Here is a 23,285-nt window from a genome sequence, read left to right on the forward strand (position 1 = left end):
ACTTCAAATTAAATTTTTAATATTGATCCGCGCGAGTAACACGCTTCAAGCTTGGGTCACGGGCTTCTCTGACCAATCGCTCAACGTGAGTTATTGTACGTAATGTTGGCTTACCATCCTGAAATAAAATCATTTCGCCGGGCGTATATGCAAACCAAGCTTCATTATCTGTTAATGGTTCTGTCGTAATTACAGCCACACGATCTTCAGGTGTCGTGACCTGACTAAAATCGACTTCAACATCAATATCAATTAATCGTGCAGGTTGAAATGGATATTCGCGAACAATCCAGTGTAATTTTGTGGTCGCATAACTATACAAAGCCTGTCCATTTGATAAACAAAAATTGAATGTCCCATGCTCTGCTATTGTTGGTGAAATTTCTTCTAATGCATGAAATACATCGTGGACACTTGGCTCTACATAACCAAACTTTTGTACGAGATGTTCTAATAAATAGCAAAATGCAAGCTCACTATCTGTATTACCTACTGGTGTGAACTGTCCCGACAACCTTGGATGAAAATTATGCAGATCACCATTATGCGCGAAAATCCATTGTCTCCCCCACAATTCACGAATAAATGGATGAGAATTTTCTAAAGTAATTTTTCCCTGTGTTGCTTTACGAATATGGGCAATGACATTACGCGATTTAATCGGGTAATTACGAACGAATTCTGCAATTGGAGACTCGACTGCAGATTGGTTATCAACAAATAAGCGACATGCCTTATCCTCAAAGAAAGCGATGCCAAAACCATCTGAGTGATCTGACGTTATTCCAGCGCGCTGAGAAAAACCACGAAAAGAAAACGTAATATCCGTAGGGGTGGCACAATTCATTCCAAGTAGTTGGCACATAATCTTTCATTTTGCTTTAATTATCAGTTTTATTGTGCATCAGCCTTATAGATCTTGCAAATATGAATATAGCAATTGAATATGTTTTATGCTGGATATATGGGACATAAAACGATTATTCTTATCAAACAAAAAAAGCCACCGAAGTGACTTTTTATTATGTGATTATGAATTAGTGCGCCGACTTAGAACGATTGGTAATCAATGTTCCAACACCGTGATCCGTAAAAATTTCCAACAAAGTCGCATGTGGAACACGACCATCCACAATATGCGCGCTCACTACACCCCCTTTCACCGCATCAAGCGCACATCCCACTTTCGGAATCATACCGCCGTAGATCACACCTGTATCTATCAAGCGATCGACTTCTTGTGTTGTTAGTCCAGTGAGTAGGTTTTTATTCTCATCCAATACACCACTGATATTCGTAAGAAGAATTAACTTTTCTGCACCCAAAGCTTCAGCAACTTTACCAGCAACTAAATCTGCATTGATATTGTAAGTATTACCTTCCTCATCAACACCAAGTGGCGCAATCACTGGAATAAAATCACTTTGAGTGAACATTTCCAGAACGTCAGTTTTTACACCGACCACTTCACCCACTAACCCAAGATCAATTTGTTGAACAGATCCATCCTCTTGGGTTTTTTCCATCAACAACTTTTGAGCACGAATTAAGTTACCGTCTTTACCCGTTAATCCAATTGCACGACCACCATGTTGATTGATCAAATTCACAATAGACTTATTTACACTTCCGCCCAACACCATTTCTACAACTTCCATAGTTGCAGGATCAGTTACACGCATTCCATCAATACGGTCTGATTCACGCCCAAGTTGTTTCAAAAATGAATCGACTTGAGGACCACCACCATGAACCACAACCGGATTAAGACCAACTGTTTTCAGAAGCACGATATCACGGGCAAACGAACTTTCTAATGCAGGATCAGTCATTGCATTGCCGCCATATTTCACTACAAGTGTTTTACCTGTAAATCTTTGGATGTATGGCAAAGCTTCTGTCAAAATTTGAGCTTTGTCGATGCCAGTTTGTTGGTGTGGCATTCGCCTCTCCTTCATTCCTACATTAGTGTGCATTCAAAATACTTTGAGCAAGCACAGGATATTTTTCATTTAAAATTTTTACAAAATGCTGGCGAATTTCATAAAGTTTTGATGGACTATCTGCATCAAACCGTACCGTGAAGTATTCACCAGTATTTGATGCTCGCATAATGCCAAATCCGTAGTCAAAATCAAGGCGAATACCATCGATTTTACTCATTTTAGCCCCAGTACTTTTACAATTCTGCTCTATCAAGGCTAGGACGTCTTGCGGATTTGCATCTTGAGTTTCAATATAGGTATCTTCAGTACCAAAGCGATCTGGGAATTGAGCGAGATATTCAGATAGCGTGATATTAAGTTGACTCAATGCCTCCATGACCCGTAATGCTGCATAGATACCATCATCGTAACCAAAACCACGACCATCATTGAAGACATAATGACCCGCATATTCTCCCCCAAAAACAGCTCGACCTTTGGATTGGGAAATATAACGGCGCATGAAACTGCTGCCAGTACGAATCATTTTTGCGATGCCTTGTAATTGTTCAATGGTTTTTGACACCATCGTTGAACATTTTACGTCATAAACAATTTCATGATGTGGATGCTGAGTTAAACACAATGATGCGAATAATGCCAACAAGCGATCAGCAGACACAATGTGAGCATTCTCATCCAGAATGACGGCACGATCACCATCACCATCGAGAGCAATCCCTAAATCCGCCTGATGCAACAAAATTTTTTCTTTTAACTGCGTCAAATGCTTCGCTTGTGAAGGGTCTGGAGGATGATCTGGAAACTCTCCATTTTCACAACAACGTATTGAAATGACTTCGCATCCCATTTTTTGTAGTACTAAATCAGCACAACGCCCAGCGGCACCATGCATACCATCTAATACAACCTTGAGTGGACGCTTTAATTGAATATCCTTGAGCAAAGCATGCTGATAAGCCAAGCAATACTCTGATTTAATCTGATGTGTCAGTTGAGGTGGCGTTGGAAAGTGATCATGTTGAAAATAGAAACCTTCCGCATATTCCCCAACATTTTGAATCATGTCTGGACAAGGCGGTTCGTATTCAATAATCCATTTAATCCCATTATCATGTTTAGGATTATGACTCGCGGTCACCATGATGCCATTTCCATTTTTATGTCGAGCAGCAAAATACATTTGTGGGGTTGAACAACATCCAATGTTTTCGACATTCATCCCTTGGTTTTTGAAGACTGATTCAATAATCCAAGCAAAAGTAGGACCAGTCAATCGAGCATCGTAACCTAGCACAATACTTTTCTGGCCACGTGATTGATACTGAGCAGCGAGCCCATGCGCAATCGCATAAATTGTTCTTGTATCCAATTGACTGACTTTTCCGCGAATATCATAAGCGCGGAAAATTTGTCTTGGAAAAATAAGTGGTTGGGTATTCATTCTTAATTAACACCGTTGACTGCTGAGACAGAACAGCGTGATGAGAGTTGATCCAAATAAATTTTGAATATATTGAGTAATAGAAAATATCGTTATTCTTTATATAACGTGTACCAATTTCAATTTATATAATCTTTGTTAATATTTTGCAACATATAAATAAAAGCCTGATTTTACAGGCTTTTATCCAAAATACTATTGTTTTCCAGTGTGTCCGAATCCACCAGCTCCTCGCTCACTTGCTTTGAATTCGTCAACTAAATCAAATTCAGCTTGTAAAACAGGAACCAATACGTATTGAGCCAATCGCTCACCCGGCTCTAATGTAAATGCATTTTGACTGCGGTTCCAAACTGAAACCATTAATTCACCTTGATAATCTGAATCAATTAGACCGACGAGATTTCCTAATACAATCCCGTGTTTATGACCTAAGCCAGAACGAGGCAAAATCAAACCCGCATAACTTGGGTCTTCGATATAAATTGCCATACCTGTTTTAACTAAAACAGTCTGACCAGGCTCAATAGTGATCGCTTCATCTACACATGCACGTAAATCTAAACCTGCCGATCCTGTTGTTGCATAAGTAGGTAATGGCCATTCTTGACCAAGTCGTTGGTCGAGTACTTTCACTTGAACTTTCATATTCAATCCTGTTTTAAAATGTAATTAACGTTTGAGTAAAGCTTTCAGATTTTGCAGATAATGCTGTGCCTGTAATTTTGGATCGATATTTTCAGCCAATTTCTTTTTTCGACCTAGCCAATCGACTTCATCTTGTGGCAATTCATCCAAGAAGCGACTTGGTGTCATTTGTTTCATCTGACCGCCATTTTTACGCTGTTCTGCAAGCGTCAAAGTCAGACCTTGTTTGGCACGGGTAATACCAACGTACATCAGTCGACGTTCTTCTTCGATGGTATCAGCCACAATTGAATTCTTGTGCGGAAGCAACTCTTCCTCAAGCCCCATAATATAAACGAATGGGAATTCCAGGCCTTTAGAAGCATGCAAAGTCAGTAAGTTTACTTTATCGATATCTTCATCTTCTTGCTGTTGCTCCAACATATCCAGCAACACCATCTTACGAATGACACTTTCGATATTTTTTTCATCGACATCTTCAGCACGATTGATCAAACTTTGAATACTGCTATAAAGCACTTCAATATTGTCAATTTTAGTTTTTTCTTGTGCTGGCGTCGCTGCCGTTTCTTTGATGTAGTCGATATATCCTGCCTCAACCATCATTTGGCGGACTTTAGGCACAGGTTCATCATCATCTAACAGTTCACGCGTAAAACCTTCGATAAAATCAGCAAACTCAGCCAATTGAGATGTCGCCTTCTTCGGTAATACCATACTTAGGCGCTGATCCTTCGCGGCACCTAGTAGAGAAAGATTATTCTCTTGCGCAAATAAACCTAGTTTTTCTAAAGTCACAGGTCCTATGGCGCGTTTAGGTGTGTTGATAATCCGTAAGAAAGCACTGTCATCTTCAGGATTAATAATGAGACGTAGATAGCTCATAATATCCTTGATTTCAGCACGACCAAAGAACGACTGACCACCAGAAAGTTTGTAAGGAATCTGCATCTGACGAAGTTGTGTTTCTAAAACACGTGCTTGGAAGTTTCCACGGTATAACACGGCGTAATCTTTCCAATTTTTGCCATTCATCAATTTATGAGTCAGCAAATCTTTAACAACACGTTCCGCTTCATCATCATCATTACGACAAGTAATAATACGGATCACCTCACCATGTCCTTTATCACTCCACAATTTTTTATCAAAAATATGTGGGTTATTCTCAATCACATGGTTTGCAGCTTTTAAAATACGACTGGTTGAACGATAGTTTTGCTCAAGCTTAATGACTTTTAAATTGGGGAAATCTTCCTTCAATAAGGCCATATTTTCTGGCTTTGCCCCCCGCCAAGCATAAATTGATTGGTCATCATCCCCTACAGCCGTAAATTGTCCCATGACACCAACAAGCAGTTTGACCAAGATATATTGGGCGGTATTGGTATCTTGATATTCATCAACCAATAAATAACGTACACGGTTTTGCCATTTATCACGGACTTCAGCATTTTCTTGAAGAAGGCGTGTCGGCATTACGATTAAATCGTCAAAATCGACCGCATTATAGGCACGTAAATTACGCTCATAAAGTTGATAGAGATGCGCAAATTGAACATCTTCAGCCGTTTCACAAGTCGTATGTGCTTGCTCAGGCAAAATTAGATCGTTTTTCCAATCTGAGATCATCTTCATCGCTTTTGCGATCAGCTCTTTACTTTCTGCACCAGACAAATTATCTCGGTGCATTAAATCCATTAAAATACGCTTACAGTCATCAGCATCTAAAATGGAAAAGTTTGCTTTAAGTGGCGTATGTTTTAATTCTAGTCTTAATAAATTCAAACCAAAGGTGTGAAAGGTAGAAACAGATAAACCCTTTCCATCCTCTTTACCAAGCAATTTACCGACACGCTCTTTCATCTCTCGTGCAGCTTTGTTGGTAAAAGTCATCGCAGTAATACGATGTGCTGGTATACCGCATTTTTTGACTAAATATGCAATTTTCTGTGTGATTACAGAGGTCTTACCTGAGCCTGCCCCAGCAAGTACTAACAAGGGTCCTTGAGTGTATTTCATGGCTTCAAGTTGCTTGTCGTTCAAATGACTGGCTGATGACATATTCTTTCCTCTTTTCCTTCAGCGCTCGATTATAGTCATCTGCTTCGAATATGACTAACGTTAAATTTAATGAAGGTATATTTGAATAAATTTCAGACATAAAAAAACCACCCGAAGGTGGCTTTTTTCAGATCATGTATTATTGAACTGCGTAAACAGCAATCTCTACACGACGGTTTTGTTCTTTACCTGCTGCAGTTGTGTTATCAGCAATTGGGTTTGAAGAACCTAAACCTTGAGCATTAATACGTGCTGTAGAAACACCCTTAGATGCTAAATAGCTAGCGACAGATTGAGCACGTGCTTGTGACAATGGGATGTTAATCGCATCATTACCTGAACTATCAGTATAACCAGTTACAAGGATACCGCTCTTGTTGTCTTCAGTTAAAACTTGTGCAACACGGTTTAAAGTGTCATAGAAGTTTGGCTTGATATTTGATTTATTTGTATCAAACGTGATAGCACCTGGCATTACTAAGTTAATAGAGCCATCTGGATTACGGTTTACATCAATACCTGTACCAGCAGTTGCTTGGCGTAATTTTTTCTCTTTATTGTCGAGATATACGCCTGCAGCACCACCTAATACAGCACCAATCGCTGCTGCACGGTTATTTTGACGGCTAGTGTTCGCATTACCTTTAGAAACACCGTAACCAGCTGCTGCACCAATTAAAGCACCCAATGCAGTTTTGTCATACTCGACGCCACCAATATTGTTACCAGTTGTTTGACAACCAGAAAGTACCATTGCCCCAACCACTGCAGCTGAAATAGCTAATGCACGCATGGGATGACTCCTTTTATATGTTTTTGTATGTGATGAATAATGATTTGTTAGAAACAATTTAACCATTACTATTTTGTTAATAATAAACAGTTTATTAACAATATGTAATCTTTTGTAGCATCTTTCGTTAATGCTTCATCATATTTTATACATAGTTAAGAAAACGGGCTTTGTGATTTGAGCGACTCGATTTATAGTGTTTTAAAAATTTCAATCACATGCAATCACTTTTTAGGACTGTGCAATGGCAGCAGAGAAGCAGAAACAACCTATTTTAAAAAAAATTTCTAAGGGTTTAACCGTAGGTTCTGTGATCACAGGAAGTACATTTTTTCGTGGCCCACCTATTCTTGCATTAGGTTTGACTAAACTCGTAAAAAAATCATCAAAAATCGATGAAACCAATATCAATATCGCCAATGGTTGGATTGGTACGAATAACTGGCTCATTGAAAAAGTTCTCCCTGAGCTTAAATGGCACATCACGATTGATGAAGATCTAGATCTCAATCTACAAGGTCGTTACATCATGACCTGTAATCACCAAAGCTGGGTGGATACAACTGTTACTCAATATTTTGGTCTTAAACGTATGCCGCTCACACGTTTTTTTACGAAATGGGAACTCATTTTTATTCCTTTTGTTGGGCAAGCATTCAAGATCCTTGGTTTTCCTATGATGAAACGTCATACCAAAGCGCAAATCGAAAAAAATCCTGCGCTGAAATATCGTGATATGGAAGAAGCGCGTAAATCGTGTGAACAACTGCTCAGCCAACCTTTTACCTTATTAAATTATTTAGAAGGTACACGCTATACCCCTGAAAAACACGCCCAACAAAAATCTCCGTATAAAAATTTACTTAGGCCCAAAGCAGGTGGTTTAGCACTTGCCCTTAATATTCTAGGAAGTGAAATTGATGCGCTAGTCGATATGACCATTGTCTATCCAGATGGTGTGCCAGGTTATGGAGATTTTTGGTTAGGAGAAGTTTCTCAAATTGCCGTCAATTTAAGAAAAATTGAAATTCCTGCTTGGGTTCATGGCGGCAATTATGAGGATGATGCCGACTATCGCGCTCGTTTCCAAAAATGGGTTGATGAGCTTTGGACAGAAAAAGATCAGTTAATTACACAGTTAAAACAACAGCTTCAAGCTGAATCTGTAAATTAAGCTGTCCTCAGAATGTATTGCATATGACAGATCGCATGACTAATCCTCGAAAAACTTTCCGTCCGCAGCGTCATGACACTTTATTTTGGAAGATGTTCCTGATTTATGACATCTTTATGATGCTCATTATTTTAGTCAATTTGTTTTGTCTATGTGCCAATGCATTTTTAATGAGTAATTTTGGCTCATGGGTATTTGACACGGTTCAATTACCTCAAATTCTGGAGTTTTATAAATCCGAGCTTCACCCATGGGTCATCATTACTGAAAGTTGGTTTATCACATTTTTAATTGTTGAACTCGCTGTAAGATGGCTGATTGCAATCGTCAATAAACATCATCAGCGTTGGTTTTTCTTTCCCTTCATTCATTGGTATGAAATATTAGCCATTATCCCTTACCTTCGCTTTTTACGTTTAATTCGCGTCGGAGTGATTGCCTATAGACTGCATGAGCTAGGCTATAAAGTCATACCTAATAAATGGTTCAGACGTCTTAATTTTTACTATAACGTGATCATGGAAGAGCTCTCTGATCGTGTGGTGATTACTGTCATTGATAGTGTAAAAAAAGAGTTAGACACTAGCTCGACCCATAAAAAAATCATTCATGATCTGGTGAATCACCATCGAGATATGTTTGCCACGACATTAGCGCAAGTCTTACAAGAATCTTTAGCAACCGAATTAAAACTTCAAAAAGATAATATCTCGCAAGGCGTTGGTCACATTGTCATTAAAGCTATTGAAGACACACCAGAACTAACACAGCTCTTAAAGCTGATTCCATTGGTGGGTGGTCGTATAGAACAGCAAATCCACAACATTGGTCAACGATTAGGTGAAAATATTACCGACGGTTTAGTTGAACCTTTTATTTCTGGAACCATTGATAAACCGAATGCGCATTATCAACTCATTGCTGAAAAAATTAGCCAGCTCAATATTGATAATCATGCATTAGAACAACTCGTTGAATCTGTCGTTTATGAAAGTCTTGAGTCTTTAAGAAAACAGGTGGCAGTAAAACAATGGCAAATAGAGTTATCAAAAAACAATCAAGTCAAGGAATGATCATTTCTCTATTAATTTAATATATCCGCTAGAGAATTCTTGAGAATTGAACTAGCATTTGCACAATTAACAATTTTTACTTCGATTATAAAGCGCGAAGCAAGCAAGGAATGAATATGGCAGATATTCGGATTACCGGTAGAATGGTGAATTTTACCCGAATTACCTTTGACACCAATGATCATAATGTTATCCGCCAACAATTAAGTGCCATGATGAGTGAAACCTCTTATGAAGGTGCGCTTGTCATTCTAGACACAACCGTTGAACAAGAACTCATTGGACTCATTCAATTGGTCATCAGTTTAGGGTTACAGCCAATGGCTGTCGTTGATGGTTTAATGGGTGATGAAGCACGTGCGATCCAATTCCCAGTTCTTGCGGCTGATCGTCCTTTGCAGCGCATCAAAGCAACAAAAGAACAAGTGGTAGAAGCCCCAGCAAATACCCCTGAAGCTGAGAAGGCTCCAACACACATAGCTCCTGCAACTACACATAAAACTTCGTATCACGATGAAGTGCTTAGAACAGGACAATGTCTGGTACAAGATCACGGCGATATTATTTTAACTGCTGGAATTAATAGTGGCTCTGAAATCATCGCTTCAGGAAATATACATATTTATGGCTCTGCTCGTGGTAGAGTCATCGCCGGCGCCGGTGGCAATACAGCAGCACGAATTTTCTGTCATGTTTTAGAAGCTGAATTAGTATCTATCGCAGGAACATATTGTGTTGCAGATGATATTCCACCACATATGCTAAAAAAGTCAGTACATATCTATTTAAATGATGCTCAAGAGCTTGTCTTTGAAGCACTCGAATTTTAATGTATAACTAAACATGAGAACCCCTATAGTATTGGGGATAAACATAACAGGAGTGGATTCGGTGGCGAAAATTGTTGTCGTAACATCAGGTAAAGGTGGCGTAGGTAAAACAACTACCAGTGCATCTTTTGCAACAGGTTTAGCCCTTCGTGGCCACAAAACTGTTGTAATCGATTTTGACGTAGGTTTACGTAACCTCGACCTTATCATGGGTTGTGAGCGTCGTGTTGTTTATGATTTTGTGAATGTATTAAATAACGAAGCGAGATTACAACAAGCACTTATTCGCGATAAAGAAATCGAAAATCTATATATTTTACCTGCATCACAAACCCGTGATAAAGATGCGTTGACCGATGAAGGTGTTGCACGTGTTATGGACGAACTTTCTCAAGAGTTCGACTACATCATTTGTGACTCTCCTGCAGGTATTGAACGTGGTGCGATTTTAGCAATGTACCATGCTGATGAAGCAATCATTGTAACGAACCCTGAAATTTCATCTGTCCGAGATTCCGATCGTATTATTGGTATGTTGGACAGTAAAACGAAGAAAGTAGAAAATAACGAAGGTCGTATTCGTAAGCATCTTTGTATCACACGCTTCAACCCTGAACGTGCTGACAAGCAAGAAATGTTAACAGTCGATGATATTTCTAAAGATATCCTTCGCGTGCCAACGCTCGGTGTAATTCCTGAATGTAAAAGCGTGTTACAAGCTTCGAATGAAGGTAAGCCTGTTATTCTTTATACTGAAGAAGCAGCTGGACAAGCTTATGACGATCTTGTTGCACGCTTCCTTGGTGAAGAACGTCCATATCGTCACATCTCTGTGAAGCCGAAAGGCTGGTTAGCACGTTTATTTGGAGCATAAAGATGGCAGGATTCTGGAGTAAACTTTTTAGTAGTGATGACAAACCATCAAGTGCACAAACAGCTAAAGATCGCTTAAAAGTTATCGTGGCATCTGAAAATGGTCTAGGTAAGCGTTTAAGCCAAGATAAAATTGATTTAATGAAAAAAGAAATCATGCAAGTTGTGAATCGTTATGTGCGTGGTGTAGATGAACAGCATATACAAATGTCGGTTCGCTCAGAAGCAAATATCGAAATGCTAGAAATGAATATCAATTTGCCTGAAGAACGTTAATCTGATTTTTGATTAGTCAAGCAAATTGAATCAGGGCAAAATATGAGAGTGGCAGAAATAGGCTATTAGCTATATTCCGCCCACTTGAAGCAGAGCTTCAAGTCTTGCGACTAGACAAAGCAGTGCTTTGCTCATCTAGTCTCATATTTTGCCCTTTTTTATTGATTAAAAATACCAAGGAGATTGTGATGGCATTATCACAGCCAGCCACGTTCAATGAAGAATGGTCAGACGAGCGTGTTTTTGCCTATTTAAATCAGTTACCTCCTGAAGGTGTAAACGCTGATTTTCATGTTCTCTATCATGCTTTTAAACATATGCGTGCTAATGACTATGAGCGTTTACTCACTAAATTTATAGCAGATGGTCGTAATCTTAACGCTCAAAATCCTGAAGGCAAACGTATTCATGATGTGATCGCAGAATTCCCACGCCAAAGTGCAGAATTCCTTGCTGTTTTAGCAAAATTTGCCTAAAAAACAGATAAAAAAGCCTGCTTGAGCAGGCTTTTTTGATTTAAATCTATCTTATACCTGTTAAAAAATAGTTTCGTATTAAGGTTACTTTTACGTTTGGGTGAAACTTAGATTATTTCCATTGCCAACCCAATGCAATAGCACCACCAACATCACCTTGTGAACTTGCGGTTCCAGATGCTTTATAGACAAAGCGATTCGTTTCAGAAACCCCACTAAATCCAATGGCAATACCTTGCTCACCATCCCATGTACCAGCAGCTGCACTGAACATACTTGCACCAGCATAAGTTGGCTGGGGTAATGAAGCGACAGCCAAAGATGCTGCAATAGCTGCTCGAGTGTCACGTCGTTCATCGGCAAAACTCTGTTCTAAAGCATTTACACGTCGACTAGTATACTCATTGGCCTGATTCAATATTTCATTGGTTCGTATATTCGTATATTCCTGTGCATCGCTCAAAACTTTCTGATCTGCTTGACGCATTTGTTTTACATTGACTGCGTCGGTATCCGCTGTACCTGCTGCCACATTAACAATTTGGCGCTGTTGCGTAGAGGAACCCACTGAAACCGTATTGTCCCGATCGGTAGACGAAGCATTTCCTAAAAGAACAGCATTATTTGCGTCAGACGTTATGTTATTCCCAAGAGCTACAGTACTATTTCCTGAAATATTGTTGAAATTACCAACTGAATGCGTATTTTCACCCGTAACCGTATTGTGATTTCCTAAAGCTGTTGCATGTTCACCAGCGACTTGTGATTCAGCCCCAATGACAATACTCTCACGACCCGATGCTACTGATGAACTTCCGATTGCAAGAGCATCTTCACCTGTTGCATTTGGTAATATTGCATTTTCACTAGGATTTGTTCCAACAGATATTGCGACAGTTCCACCACTAGCCAAAGACGTTAGCCACTGTTGTTCGGTGCCATTAAAGCCATTTTGTACAGCAATCTCAAAAGCACTAAATCCTTGATCACCTTTGTCACCTTTTAAGCCTTGAAGTCCTTGATCACCTTTATCGCCCTTGTCGCCTTTTAAGCCTTGAAGTCCTTGATCACCTTGATCTCCCTTATCACCTTTCAATCCTTGAGGACCTTGGTCACCTTTATCTCCTTTGAGTGACGTCAGCCAATCTTGCTCTGTTCCTACAAATCCATTATTCACCGCCACTTGGTAAGCACTATCACCTTGTGGTCCTACACCGCCACTAGGTCCACCGCTTGTACCTGGTATACCTTGATCCCCTTTGTCACCTTTCAATCCTTGTGGACCTTGATCACCTTTATCTCCCTTATCGCCTTTTTCACCTTTTAATGATGTAAGCCAATCTGTTTCAGAGCCCTCAAATCCATTACTCACAGCAACCTCGTACGCACTTGGTCCAGCTGGTCCAGTGGTACCTGTACCTGTTTCACCACCAACACCATTATTTTCGAGTGCAGACACTCGGTCTTTTAACGCTGTAAATTCAATATCAATCCCTCTAATTGTTTGATTTACGTTTTGGTATGTAGAGCCTTGCATTTCAAATGAAAGGGGCATCACACTCCCCTGAAACATAGTCACCCCAGTACCCAGAATTCTTTGTAAACTGGCTGTCAATTGATCAACATTAATAGCATCATGAGTATCTAATCCCCATGCTAAGTTCATGATTCGGCGTTTTAATTGATCACTACCGACTGAAATAACATTCTCTCGATCTGCAACCGATGCACTACCTAAAGCAACAGAGTTGCTCGCATAAACCTGACTCAGCTCACCAATCGCGACTGACTCTCTTACGGATGTATAATTTGGTCCTGGTCGAATAATAATAGAACCACCGACAGCCACATTAGTGTGACCTTGCACATTACTGTTGGAGGCAAATATATGAGAACTCGTCGCACCAACCTCATTAAATCCACCAAAAATCATCGAGCCATTAGTGTTGACGTCGTGAATATTATTCATACCAACAACAACAGATTTTACAGACGAGTTTAAATTTGAAATACCTATAGAGATACCCCCTTCAGCAGTATTTGAACTACCGATCGCAATACTCCCTTCCCCCTTAACCACTTGATTATTACCAATGGCAATATTACTTGTATGATGCGTTGTGTTTTGATTTCCAATGACCACATTATTTTGCGTTGTCGTTACAGCGTTTGGTGTCACCGTATTATTCAAACCAAAAACAGTATGATTCATCCCAATATTGACGTTATTGCTTTGTCCCATAACCACACTGTTCGGTGCAACCACTGAGTTATTTTCACCACAGATGAAAGATGTAGTGTCTGAATTCGTCGCTGTGCCTGTTGAACCCTCACATTCATCAGCTTGCACCTGACTCGTCATTGCGGTTAATGCCCCAATTAAAATCAGATAACCTGTCGTTATTCCAATATTTTTTAAAGATTGTGTAAAACGTGTACGTCCAAGTTCCCCTGTTACGACTAATTTTCCATTACGATTACGGATAACTCGGTATATATGGTTCATGTAATTCCCCTTAGTTTTTGACATGGTCATGTCACTTGCAGGTTTTCCATAGTTTGCAAGAAAGACCTTTTATAATGAGGAAAATCAAACCATAAAGCTGATAATCTAGAAGCCCCCCTTTAAGGGGGGATGAAAAAAATATTTTTGTGAAAAAATGATTAATATTTACTTTTTTATCTCAATTTTTTTAAAAAAATCTATAATTTGAATTTGTTATAATCAAAACAGTTCAATCGAAGATGAATTCAATAAGTTTTCGTAAAAGTGATCGAACAAGGCTCGGCACCCTCCATCGCCTGAGAAATCTTTGCTGTACTCAACTTCCGCTCCTTACCATTGCGCCCAGTATTTTTGACTATTTGAATTTTTTGATTCCACATGATGCCTACGGTATGGCACTGACCTATCCAAATGGTGAACCTTATATACTGTATTACAAAAATCTTAACCCTCGGTCGATGAGGTATGTGCAAGAAAATACTGAATTATTCTTAAACTTAAAAACCGAAAGCCATATCCGCTGGCTCAACTGCCCTATGTTACCCAAAGTCGGAAATCTTTTACGCCCAGATGATCCGTATTTTCATAGCTTAACCTACCAGATGATTGTGCGCCAAAGCGGTCTTCACCATACACTAGATTTAAGATTAGAACGCAATCATATTCCTGCAGGAGGTATTACCCTCTATAGGCGTATGTCACACCCCTTCCAATTACAAGATCATCGTTTATTAGAACAAGCTGGTGTCTATATCGAATATGCGCTTAACAATCAAATGGAGGATGGCGACGATGTAATTGAATCAGATCAAGCCTTGTTAATCGTGAATTCTCAAAATGATTTAGTCATGATGACTGATGCTGCAAAGGATTTACTGAATCTCTTCCCGATACATTATGAATTTTGGGAACCATATAAAGCGTTGCCAAAATCATGCTATCAAGTCATCAATGAGCTTAAATATGGGCAACAAATCCCCAAGCTTAGTTTGACCATTCCTAATGGAATATTAACCCTTCGTGCTGAATGGTTAAGTAGTCAAAATACAACCGATACAAATATCGCCTTATACTTAAAGCGCTCATTACCACGCTCCCTCATTATTTTAAAAAAACTAGAAGCACTTGATCTATCCCCCCGAGAATGCCAAGTGGCTTTTTCGTTAATTACAGGCATGAATAAAAGTGAAATTTTACAAAAATTATCCATTAGCCCTGCGGTATTTAAAGATTGTGTCAAGTCAGTTTATCAAAGCTTGAATGTTCACTCTGTGAGTGAACTGATCACATTTGCCAGCCAATGGACTACCCCCAAAAACAACACTTTTTTGAGTTAAATAAAAAAAAGCAACCTATGGTTGCTTTTTCTGAGTCAGTCTTAGTTAAACTAAAATTTCACGTTTACCATTTGCGCCCATTGCACTCACGATACCGTTTTCTTCCATTTGGTCAATAATACGTGCGGCACGATTATAACCCAGACTAAACTTACGCTGTAAAGATGAAGTGGATGCTTTGCGGGTTTCTAAAACAAAAGCAACACATTGATCATAAAGTGCGTCACGGTCAGAAGCACCATCACCATCCTCAAAGCCACGTGATGCTGGCTCTTCATCAAATGGGGTGAGAATTTCATCCACATAGTTTGGTGCACCACGCTCACGCCATGCATCACAAATACGGTTCACTTCGTCATCGGCAATAAATGCACCATGCACACGCTCAGGCTCAATTTTACCTGGTCCTAAGAACAGCATATCACCATGTCCAAGCAAATCTTCTGCACCACCCGCATCCAAAATCGTACGCGAGTCAATTTTAGAGTTTACACGTAGCGCAACACGCGTCGGTATATTCGCCTTAATTAAGCCCGTGATTACATCGACGGATGGACGCTGTGTCGCAAGTAATAAATGAATGCCAGCAGCACGTGATTTTTGAGCTAAACGAGTGATCATTTCTTCCGCTTTCTTACCCACCTGCATGATCATATCTGCGAATTCATCTGCAACAATCACAATCGAAGGCAATGGTGTAAGTCTAGGTGCACGTTCTCCAGCAACTGACTCACTGGCTTTCCAAGTTGGATCAAATAGATCTTCACCATTGGCAATTGCTTCTTCAACTTTACGGTTATAGTCACTCAATTTACGTATTTTTAAGAACGACATCAGCTTATAACGACGCTCCATCTCATTCACACACCAATTTAAAGCACTGACTGCATCTTTCATGTCAGTCACAACAGGCGTGAGTAAATGCGGAATATCGTTATAGTTCGCCAATTCAAGTTGTTTAGGATCAATCAAAATAAGGCGCAATTGATCTGGCGTATATTTTAAAAGCATCGATAGAATCATCGAGTTTACAGCAACAGATTTACCTGAACCTGTGGTACCCGCAACCAACATATGTGGTGCCTTGCCCAACTCAGTAATGACTGGGTTACCAGAAATGTCTTTACCCATGGCCATGGATAAGATTCCATCTGGATCCTTAAATTTTGGAATTTGTACCAATTCAATCAGGCGCACCATCTCACGTGTACTATTCGGAACTTCAATGCCAATGTAAGGTTTTCCAGGGATCACCTCAACAACACGTACTGATGCCATCGACATTGATCGTGCTAAGTCACGAGAAATATTAGTTACTTTCGAGGCTTTCACACCAGGCGCAAGATCCAATTCAAATCTGGTCACGACAGGACCCGGTTGAGCTTCAATCACTTTCGCTTTGACATTAAACTCTTGTAATTTAATTTCTAACAGTTCTGATAATCTTGATAATTGCTCTGCAGTGAAGTTTACTTTTTTGTTTGGGTCTACTTCATCAAGTAAATCCAAACCAGGAAGTGGTGATAAATCTTTACGGCGCTTTGCAACTTGCATTGCACGAGACATTGGACGACCGGCAGCATCTGTTAATGGCGCATCGAAATCAAACTCATCCTCTTCAACTTCGGGCTTACCTACCGTTTCTTGCCAAGCTTCTCTAAAAGCATCCTTATCTGAAGATATACGTTGTTTTTCCTCATCACTCACTTTAGCAACAGGAATTAATGATCCCTCTTGCTCAACCATATTTTGTGGTGATGGAGCAATAATACCTTGCTCTGATTCATATTCAGCGACTGTATCTGACTTAGGTGAAGTCATAAATTTAATATTTGGCGTTACCAAATTTGGACGCTTGACCTCTGGATTAGACAAAGCTTCTGCTTCATCCGCAAGTGATGCAAGACCATCAAGCTCAGAAGCTAACAGATCTGCTTTAGTGATCGCTTCCGCCGCTGCGCTCGATTGACTTGCGTATACAGCACTTGCACCAATAGCTGAGGTATTTTGGATTAGGGATGCTGTATTTTGATCATCAGCAGATTGACCTGAAGGATTTGTTTGATGATGAAAAGGAGTATGAATATCTTTGGCGTGCTGTCCTTGTGGAACAACTTCAAGCAATTCATCAAAGATTTGATCATCATTCCAGTCCAAAGCAGTATCTTGAACAATTGAGCGCTGCTCTACTCGAACGTTTTTACTTAAATCATTAATTTCTGAAGTACGTTGATCAAGCTGATCCTCCTCTGCTGCGCGCAAAAGCTCATCAATTTCTCTTTTATGATCTTCATCGCTATGCAAGGCTTTCCAAACTTCACCCGTTGGAACAATACGTTGACTCTCACGTTCTAACTCATGCGCTTTCGCGATGGTACGCTCGAGCTCTGCCTCATCATCTTCATCAAAACGATGATTTTGTTGAGACTCTTGGAAACGCATATCTTCAAATAGTTTTTCAGCAGTACGTTCATGACGCGCTTGTAATTGATCTATTTCTTCTAAATGACTGACATCATTGAGCTCAGCTTGATGAGGGACTGGAGCTGAATCTTTTACAGGAGGTTCAATTTCTTTTTTCGCTTTTGGCTGAGTCGTCAAATCATAAGCTGATTCAGTCTCAGGTACATTTTTATAGAATAAATCTTGCAAATAAGCGGGTGTCGCCTTCAAAGTAGACCATGTCTTGTTCCACTGAATACCAAAAGCCAGTGTGATTAGAACGATGCTAAGTACGATCAGAAAAAAAACGGCGCCATAAATCGTCAAAAGCTGTTTTAAACTCTCACCCAATTCGTAACCAATGATTCCACCTGAAGCGTTAGCAAGCGTATCTGCAGGCACTGACCAAAGTAAATAAAACAAACTCGCGACGGTAAGTAGAATGAAAAATTGAGCAGCAAAACGAAATGGACGACTCAAAAAACTTCTTGGCCACCACACTTGAATCGCTTCAATGAATAAATAAATTGGGATCAGTAAACTTGCCCAGCCCAGAAATCCAAATAAGAGATCTGCAATCCAAGCACCTGCGACACCACTTGCATTTGAAACTTGTTGAGTATCACTCGAAATATGCATCCAACCCGGATCAAATGGCGTATAAGTCACTGTTGCTAAAAACAGATAAATACCAAATGATATTAAGAAGAATGTTAAAACTAAGCGCTGTGCATATACACTCGACACCGCAGTCATATACTGTCCTGTAAACGATTATTCATTAATGTTCTAATGTTGAAATGGAACAATTTCTTCATTATAGAAAACTTACTATTATGCACCTGTTCATTAAAAAAAGGTGCAGCTTTCTAAGGTTTCCTTGTTAACACTTTTAACTATATAGCTCAATTCGATTTAGTTGATCAATATAATCCACATTCATTCCACACAACTGTGGTGAAGTTTCACGTATAATTTTCAGTAAATCGATATATCAAATTAAAAGGATGCTTATACATGAGCGCTCGTCACTCAAGATTGATTATTTTAGGTTCTGGTCCTGCAGGTTATAGCGCAGCTGTATATGCTGCACGAGCAAATTTAAAACCAACTTTGATCGCTGGTATGCAATTGGGTGGTCAGCTCACCACAACTACAGAAGTTGATAACTGGCCAGGTGATCCTGAAGGCTTAACAGGTCCTGCTTTAATGGAGCGTATGCAAGCTCACGCAGAACGTTTTGGTACTGAATTGGTTTACGATCACATTAACGAAGTTGACTTAAATGTACGTCCATTCGTTTTAAAAGGTGATATGGAAGAATACACGTGTGATGCTTTGATCATTGCAACAGGCGCTACGGCTCAATACTTAGGATTAGAATCCGAAGCTGCTTATATGGGTCAAGGTGTGAGTGCGTGTGCAACTTGTGATGGTTTCTTCTATAAAAATCAAAAAGTCATGGTTGTCGGTGGTGGTAACACTGCGGTTGAAGAAGCGCTTTATTTATCAAACATTGCTTCACATGTAACACTTGTACATCGTCGCGATAAATTACGTTCTGAAAAAATCCTTCAAGATCATCTTTTTGCAAAAGAGAAAGAAGGCAAAATCAGCATCATCTGGAACCATGAAGTTGAAGAAGTACTTGGTAACCCTCAAGATGGCGTTACTAGTGTTCGTTTGAAATCTACAACTGATACTACAACACAAAACGTTGAAGTGACTGGATTGTTCGTCGCTATAGGTCACAAACCTAATACTGCAATGTTTGAAGGTCAGCTTGAACTACGTGATGGTTATATCCAAGTTCAAAGTGGTACACGTGGTAATGCAACTGCGACTTCTGTTGAAGGCGTATTTGCTGCAGGTGATGTTGCAGACAATATCTACCGCCAAGCAATTACATCAGCAGGTTCAGGTTGTATGGCTGCTTTAGACGCTGAGAAATATTTAGACAACTAATATTTATTTAAAAACCCAAAAAACCACCTTCGGGTGGTTTTTTTATTCTTTCAACTTGGCATAATCATTTTAAACATTTTTATCTTCGGTTTTTCATTATTATTTTTAGAACTTAATCCCTATGCTCCCTCCTTCTGAATTTATTTTCCCTAATCCAATTGAATCCGATCCCGAAGGTCAAGGACTAATCTGTATAGGTGCTGACCTCTCCCCTTCTACATTATTTGAAGCTTATACACATGGTTTATTTCCTTGGTTTTCCGAAGGTGAGCCGATCTGCTGGTGGAGTCCAGAACCTCGCTGCATTATCTACCCTTCGTCATACCATCCAAGTAAATCACTCATTCGTAACATGAAAAAACATGATTATACGATTACCATTAACCGTGATTTTGAACATGTGATACGTTCTTGCTCATTACCACGAAGTTATGCCAATGAAACATGGATTAATGAAGATATCATTCAGGGTTACTGTTCATTATTTGAGTCAGGCTATGCATATAGTGTCGAAGTACGCAGAGAAAATTCGATTGTCGGCGGGCTGTATGGTGTCTCTATAGGTCAGGGTATTTTTGGTGAATCCATGTTTAGTCGAGAGACTGATGTTTCAAAAATGGCTTTTTATACCCTCATGTTGATCAGCCTTGAAAACCAGGCACCCTGGGTTGACTGTCAATTGGTGAATGATCATCTCATGAGCTTAGGTGCATGCACAATTTCTCGCCAAGACTACCTTAATTCGTTACAAGATGTGATAAAACAACCTCAGATTGATTGGCAAAAGTATAAAGACGGTGTATTTTCAAGTAAAACAATAGCATTTGATCAACAACTCATGGATTGAGAAATAGGAGGGACAACATGAATTCTTATCAACCCCAGTCCCTATTAAATGAATTGCAGTATTACATTACACCACCGCATGACTGCAGTTATCTTCCCGAGAAATCAGCACGGATGGTCTTTTTAGATCCTGCTCATAAAATCGACGTTGTAACTTTATCAGAATTGTCTCGTGTAGGATTTCGAAGAAGCGGAGATTTTGTCTATCGACCTGAATGTCATTTGTGTCGACAATGCCTTTCATGTCGTGTACCTGTTTATGATTTTAAAATGAACAGTCAACAAAAGAAAGCTTGGAAACGTAATCAAGACTTAGAAGTTAGAATAACCCAAACTCAAGATGCTACTGATTTACACTATCAACTCTATGAACGTTACATCAATGAGCGTCATTCAGATGGAGATATGTTCCCCCCTAGCTATGATCAATTCGAGAAGTTTTTGATTCACAGTTGTAGCAATAGTTTCTTTATAGAACTTTGGAAAGATAATCGACTCATTTGTGTCTCAACCTGCGATGTATTAGATGATGGAGTATCCGCCGTCTATACATTTTTTGATCCAGATGAATCCAAACGTTCTTTAGGTGTTTTTGCAGTCCTTAAGCAAATTGAATATGTAAAGCAGCACAATCAAGAGTTTGTATATTTAGGATATTGGGTACCCCATTCATTCAAAATGAACTATAAGTCCCAATATGCGCCTTTTGAATTATTACTGGATGGTCAATGGCGACGTGTTAATAAAATGCTCAGCAACGAAGAAATCGATCAATTAGGTCATATGCTGATGACGACACTTCCCTCTGAATGGAATAACTTTATTGTAAAGTAGGGTATTGAATTTTGTCACTTGAATAAATCTGCAAAATTATCACTGCATGCCTTTACCATAATGATGGCATGCTCTTTTCCACCATCTAATGTTGGATAATAGTTTTTACGCATATCAATTTGATGAAATCCGGATTTCTCATATAGTGCAATCGCAGCCTTATTACTTTCTCGGACCTCTAAAAAGATTTGTACGGGATCATTATTGAGTTGAGCCATTGAAGCTTCAAGCAATTGATATCCCAACCCTTTTCCACGCATTTTCGGATGAACTGCCATCAACAGCAAATTTGCTTCATCCAATACAGGCTGTAAAATACAGAAACCAACAACACGATTCTGGTATTCAATCACTGTGGATTGATATGAATCAACCGCTTCTGAAAATTGTTTTTTTGTCCAAGGATGCGTCTGCCCCAAACTTTCAATTTCATATACCACCTCAACATCTGATGTCAGCATCGGTCGAATCATAATCATTACATTGCATTTTTTAAGTTAGTACATTATAGAAAGTTCGAAAATAAATGAAATAAAAAAAGGCAGCTTACGCTGCCCGAATGCACAAAAGTAAATACTTAAAAACCGAGTTTTGCTTTCCATGTTGCCAATAAACCCACGGTATCCAAATCATTCGGATGGAAGCCTGGTTTAAAATAAGCCAACATTTCCTTACCCATACCAGAAATAATGCCTTTAGATGGACTATATCCATAGGTATAAATATCTTTCAAAGATGCAATATTTAACTGTTTATCGTCTTTCAATAAACGCGCTACAAAATAAGTCTGCACCATGAATAGCACAACCATTGCTGCCACTAAAGAAGATGTTCGAGCAAGATAAGATTTGATTCCTTTACCGAACACACCTTCAAATACATCATATGCGACAGCCTTATGCTCATTTTCTTCAATGGCATGCCAAGCCCACATCGTCGCCATTGTTTCATCAGTCATTAATGCTTGAATATGTTCGTTACGCAATAATTCTGAGGCAATGGTTGCTGTAAAATGTTCTAGCGCAGTCGTTCCCATCAGATCGATCATTTCTTGTGAAATACCAAATGGTTTCATAACGGTGCTAGCTGACTTACGAAAAGTTTGAATGACCGTATCTGTGGCTTTTTCAAGTGCAGCAACATCATGACCAAATTTTTGTGCTGATGCATTAAAGCCAGCATGCTCATGTGTATGCATTGCTTCCTGACCAATAAATGCTGAAATCTCTTTTTGGAGATCTTCATTATCTTTAATGGCTGGATGTTGGCGAACTGCACGCACTGAATCGATAAAGAATTTTTCACCTGCAGGAAATAATGCAGATAACGCTGTCATGAAATGAGTTAATCCTGCTGAACCATTCATCCAATATTCTGGTACGTGATCAAAATCAAATTGCATACGACGTACTGGAAATGATGCACCGGCACGATTTGTAATATTTACTTTAGCATTCATTGCTGGACTCCTATTCGGGATCTATCCAAATCTAGTTTTATGATTCTTTTCATTACTTCATCTTAGTGATTTATTATTTTTATGATAAATGCCTTATAGGTCACATCATTATCAGTTAAGGACAGCTTACAACTCTTATTGTCTAACAATTTTATAGATTCCATAAAAAAAACGCCCCAAAGGGGCGTTTCTTTCACACAATCAATACTTATGCAGTTACTTTAGCAACAACACCAGCACCAACTGTACGACCACCTTCACGGATCGCAAAACGTAGACCTGGGTCCATTGCGATTGGG

General features: G+C 39.3%; 21 protein-coding genes. 10 read left to right on the top strand and 11 right to left on the bottom strand.

Annotated features, from left to right (window positions below; all coding sequences use genetic code 11):
* Positions 1 to 16: 16 nt before the first annotated feature.
* The 6 genes from AC1M9A_RS12795 to AC1M9A_RS12820 all read right to left on the bottom strand — a co-directional run bounded on the left by AC1M9A_RS12795 (position 17) and on the right by AC1M9A_RS12820 (position 6,895).
* Positions 17 to 865: a class II glutamine amidotransferase gene (locus tag AC1M9A_RS12795; protein WP_035267429.1), complete on the bottom strand. Its 849-nt coding sequence runs from the start codon at positions 863 to 865 to the stop codon at positions 17 to 19.
* A gap of 172 nt (positions 866 to 1,037) precedes the next feature.
* Positions 1,038 to 1,943, bottom strand: coding sequence for an acetylglutamate kinase (argB, locus tag AC1M9A_RS12800; protein WP_481587878.1), 906 nt, complete (start codon positions 1,941 to 1,943; stop codon positions 1,038 to 1,040).
* Positions 1,944 to 1,965: 22 nt separating this feature from the next.
* Positions 1,966 to 3,390, bottom strand: coding sequence for a phosphomannomutase/phosphoglucomutase (locus AC1M9A_RS12805; protein ID WP_481609229.1), 1,425 nt, complete (start codon positions 3,388 to 3,390; stop codon positions 1,966 to 1,968).
* A 195-nt stretch (positions 3,391 to 3,585) separates the two neighbouring features.
* A complete protein-coding gene (gene dut, locus AC1M9A_RS12810; RefSeq protein ID WP_035267418.1) occupies positions 3,586 to 4,038 on the bottom strand; it encodes a dUTP diphosphatase in 453 nt (150 codons plus the stop codon).
* A 24-nt stretch (positions 4,039 to 4,062) separates the two neighbouring features.
* Positions 4,063 to 6,102: a UvrD-helicase domain-containing protein gene (locus AC1M9A_RS12815; protein ID WP_481610351.1), complete on the bottom strand. Its 2,040-nt coding sequence runs from the start codon at positions 6,100 to 6,102 to the stop codon at positions 4,063 to 4,065.
* 139 nt (positions 6,103 to 6,241) lie between these two features.
* A complete protein-coding gene (locus tag AC1M9A_RS12820; RefSeq protein WP_092768184.1) occupies positions 6,242 to 6,895 on the bottom strand; it encodes a YiaD family glycine zipper/OmpA-like lipoprotein in 654 nt (217 codons plus the stop codon).
* A gap of 244 nt (positions 6,896 to 7,139) precedes the next feature.
* On the opposite strand from AC1M9A_RS12820, the gene AC1M9A_RS12825 reads away from it, so the two are divergent.
* The 6 genes from AC1M9A_RS12825 to AC1M9A_RS12850 all read left to right on the top strand — a co-directional run bounded on the left by AC1M9A_RS12825 (position 7,140) and on the right by AC1M9A_RS12850 (position 11,597).
* A complete protein-coding gene (locus AC1M9A_RS12825; RefSeq protein ID WP_481589486.1) occupies positions 7,140 to 8,069 on the top strand; it encodes an acyltransferase in 930 nt (309 codons plus the stop codon).
* Positions 8,070 to 8,092: 23 nt separating this feature from the next.
* Positions 8,093 to 9,142 (top strand): preprotein translocase subunit SecA, encoded by a 1,050-nt coding sequence (locus tag AC1M9A_RS12830; protein ID WP_481597971.1) that lies wholly within the window; start codon positions 8,093 to 8,095, stop codon positions 9,140 to 9,142.
* Between the two features lie 116 nt (positions 9,143 to 9,258).
* On the top strand, positions 9,259 to 9,972 hold the full coding sequence (gene minC, locus AC1M9A_RS12835; protein WP_180000266.1) for a septum site-determining protein MinC: 714 nt from the start codon (positions 9,259 to 9,261) through the stop codon (positions 9,970 to 9,972).
* Positions 9,973 to 10,033: 61 nt separating this feature from the next.
* A complete protein-coding gene (minD, locus tag AC1M9A_RS12840) occupies positions 10,034 to 10,846 on the top strand; it encodes a septum site-determining protein MinD (RefSeq protein WP_035267390.1) in 813 nt (270 codons plus the stop codon).
* 2 nt (positions 10,847 to 10,848) lie between these two features.
* A complete protein-coding gene (gene minE / locus AC1M9A_RS12845; protein WP_035267388.1) occupies positions 10,849 to 11,121 on the top strand; it encodes a cell division topological specificity factor MinE in 273 nt (90 codons plus the stop codon).
* Positions 11,122 to 11,309: 188 nt separating this feature from the next.
* Complete coding sequence (locus AC1M9A_RS12850; RefSeq protein WP_481587883.1) at positions 11,310 to 11,597, top strand: PA4642 family protein; 288 nt, start codon at positions 11,310 to 11,312, stop codon at positions 11,595 to 11,597.
* A gap of 112 nt (positions 11,598 to 11,709) precedes the next feature.
* On the opposite strand, the gene AC1M9A_RS12855 is transcribed toward AC1M9A_RS12850, so the two are convergent.
* A complete protein-coding gene (locus AC1M9A_RS12855) occupies positions 11,710 to 14,103 on the bottom strand; it encodes a YadA-like family protein (protein WP_051586569.1) in 2,394 nt (797 codons plus the stop codon).
* 239 nt (positions 14,104 to 14,342) lie between these two features.
* Between AC1M9A_RS12855 and AC1M9A_RS12860 the strand changes: the two genes are divergently transcribed.
* Positions 14,343 to 15,440, top strand: coding sequence for a helix-turn-helix transcriptional regulator (locus tag AC1M9A_RS12860; RefSeq protein ID WP_481591896.1), 1,098 nt, complete (start codon positions 14,343 to 14,345; stop codon positions 15,438 to 15,440).
* Positions 15,441 to 15,485: 45 nt separating this feature from the next.
* Here AC1M9A_RS12860 and AC1M9A_RS12865 read toward each other — a convergent pair whose 3' ends face one another.
* On the bottom strand, positions 15,486 to 18,638 hold the full coding sequence (locus AC1M9A_RS12865; RefSeq protein ID WP_481610352.1) for a DNA translocase FtsK 4TM domain-containing protein: 3,153 nt from the start codon (positions 18,636 to 18,638) through the stop codon (positions 15,486 to 15,488).
* Between the two features lie 261 nt (positions 18,639 to 18,899).
* On the opposite strand from AC1M9A_RS12865, the gene trxB reads away from it, so the two are divergent.
* The 3 genes from trxB to AC1M9A_RS12880 all read left to right on the top strand — a co-directional run bounded on the left by trxB (position 18,900) and on the right by AC1M9A_RS12880 (position 21,527).
* Complete coding sequence (gene trxB, locus AC1M9A_RS12870) at positions 18,900 to 19,847, top strand: thioredoxin-disulfide reductase (protein ID WP_035267378.1); 948 nt, start codon at positions 18,900 to 18,902, stop codon at positions 19,845 to 19,847.
* 115 nt (positions 19,848 to 19,962) lie between these two features.
* The gene (gene aat, locus AC1M9A_RS12875; RefSeq protein ID WP_155756972.1) at positions 19,963 to 20,694 is read left to right on the top strand and encodes a leucyl/phenylalanyl-tRNA--protein transferase; all 732 of its coding nucleotides are present in this window, start codon (positions 19,963 to 19,965) and stop codon (positions 20,692 to 20,694) included.
* A gap of 17 nt (positions 20,695 to 20,711) precedes the next feature.
* On the top strand, positions 20,712 to 21,527 hold the full coding sequence (locus AC1M9A_RS12880) for an arginyltransferase (RefSeq protein WP_481610353.1): 816 nt from the start codon (positions 20,712 to 20,714) through the stop codon (positions 21,525 to 21,527).
* 14 nt (positions 21,528 to 21,541) lie between these two features.
* Here the strand turns inward: AC1M9A_RS12880 and rimI are convergent, their stop codons facing one another.
* The 3 genes from rimI to AC1M9A_RS12895 form a co-directional block, all read right to left on the bottom strand.
* Positions 21,542 to 22,000, bottom strand: a complete 459-nt coding sequence (rimI, locus tag AC1M9A_RS12885; protein ID WP_481591951.1) for a ribosomal protein S18-alanine N-acetyltransferase — start codon at positions 21,998 to 22,000, stop codon at positions 21,542 to 21,544.
* A gap of 104 nt (positions 22,001 to 22,104) precedes the next feature.
* The gene (locus tag AC1M9A_RS12890; RefSeq protein ID WP_035267371.1) at positions 22,105 to 22,986 is read right to left on the bottom strand and encodes a metal-dependent hydrolase; all 882 of its coding nucleotides are present in this window, start codon (positions 22,984 to 22,986) and stop codon (positions 22,105 to 22,107) included.
* 208 nt (positions 22,987 to 23,194) lie between these two features.
* Positions 23,195 to 23,285 (bottom strand): EF-Tu C-terminal domain-related protein (locus AC1M9A_RS12895; RefSeq protein WP_019509660.1); only part of this gene is annotated, 91 nt, incomplete at its 5' end.

Source organism: Acinetobacter sp. ANC_7634, assembly GCF_056779875.1.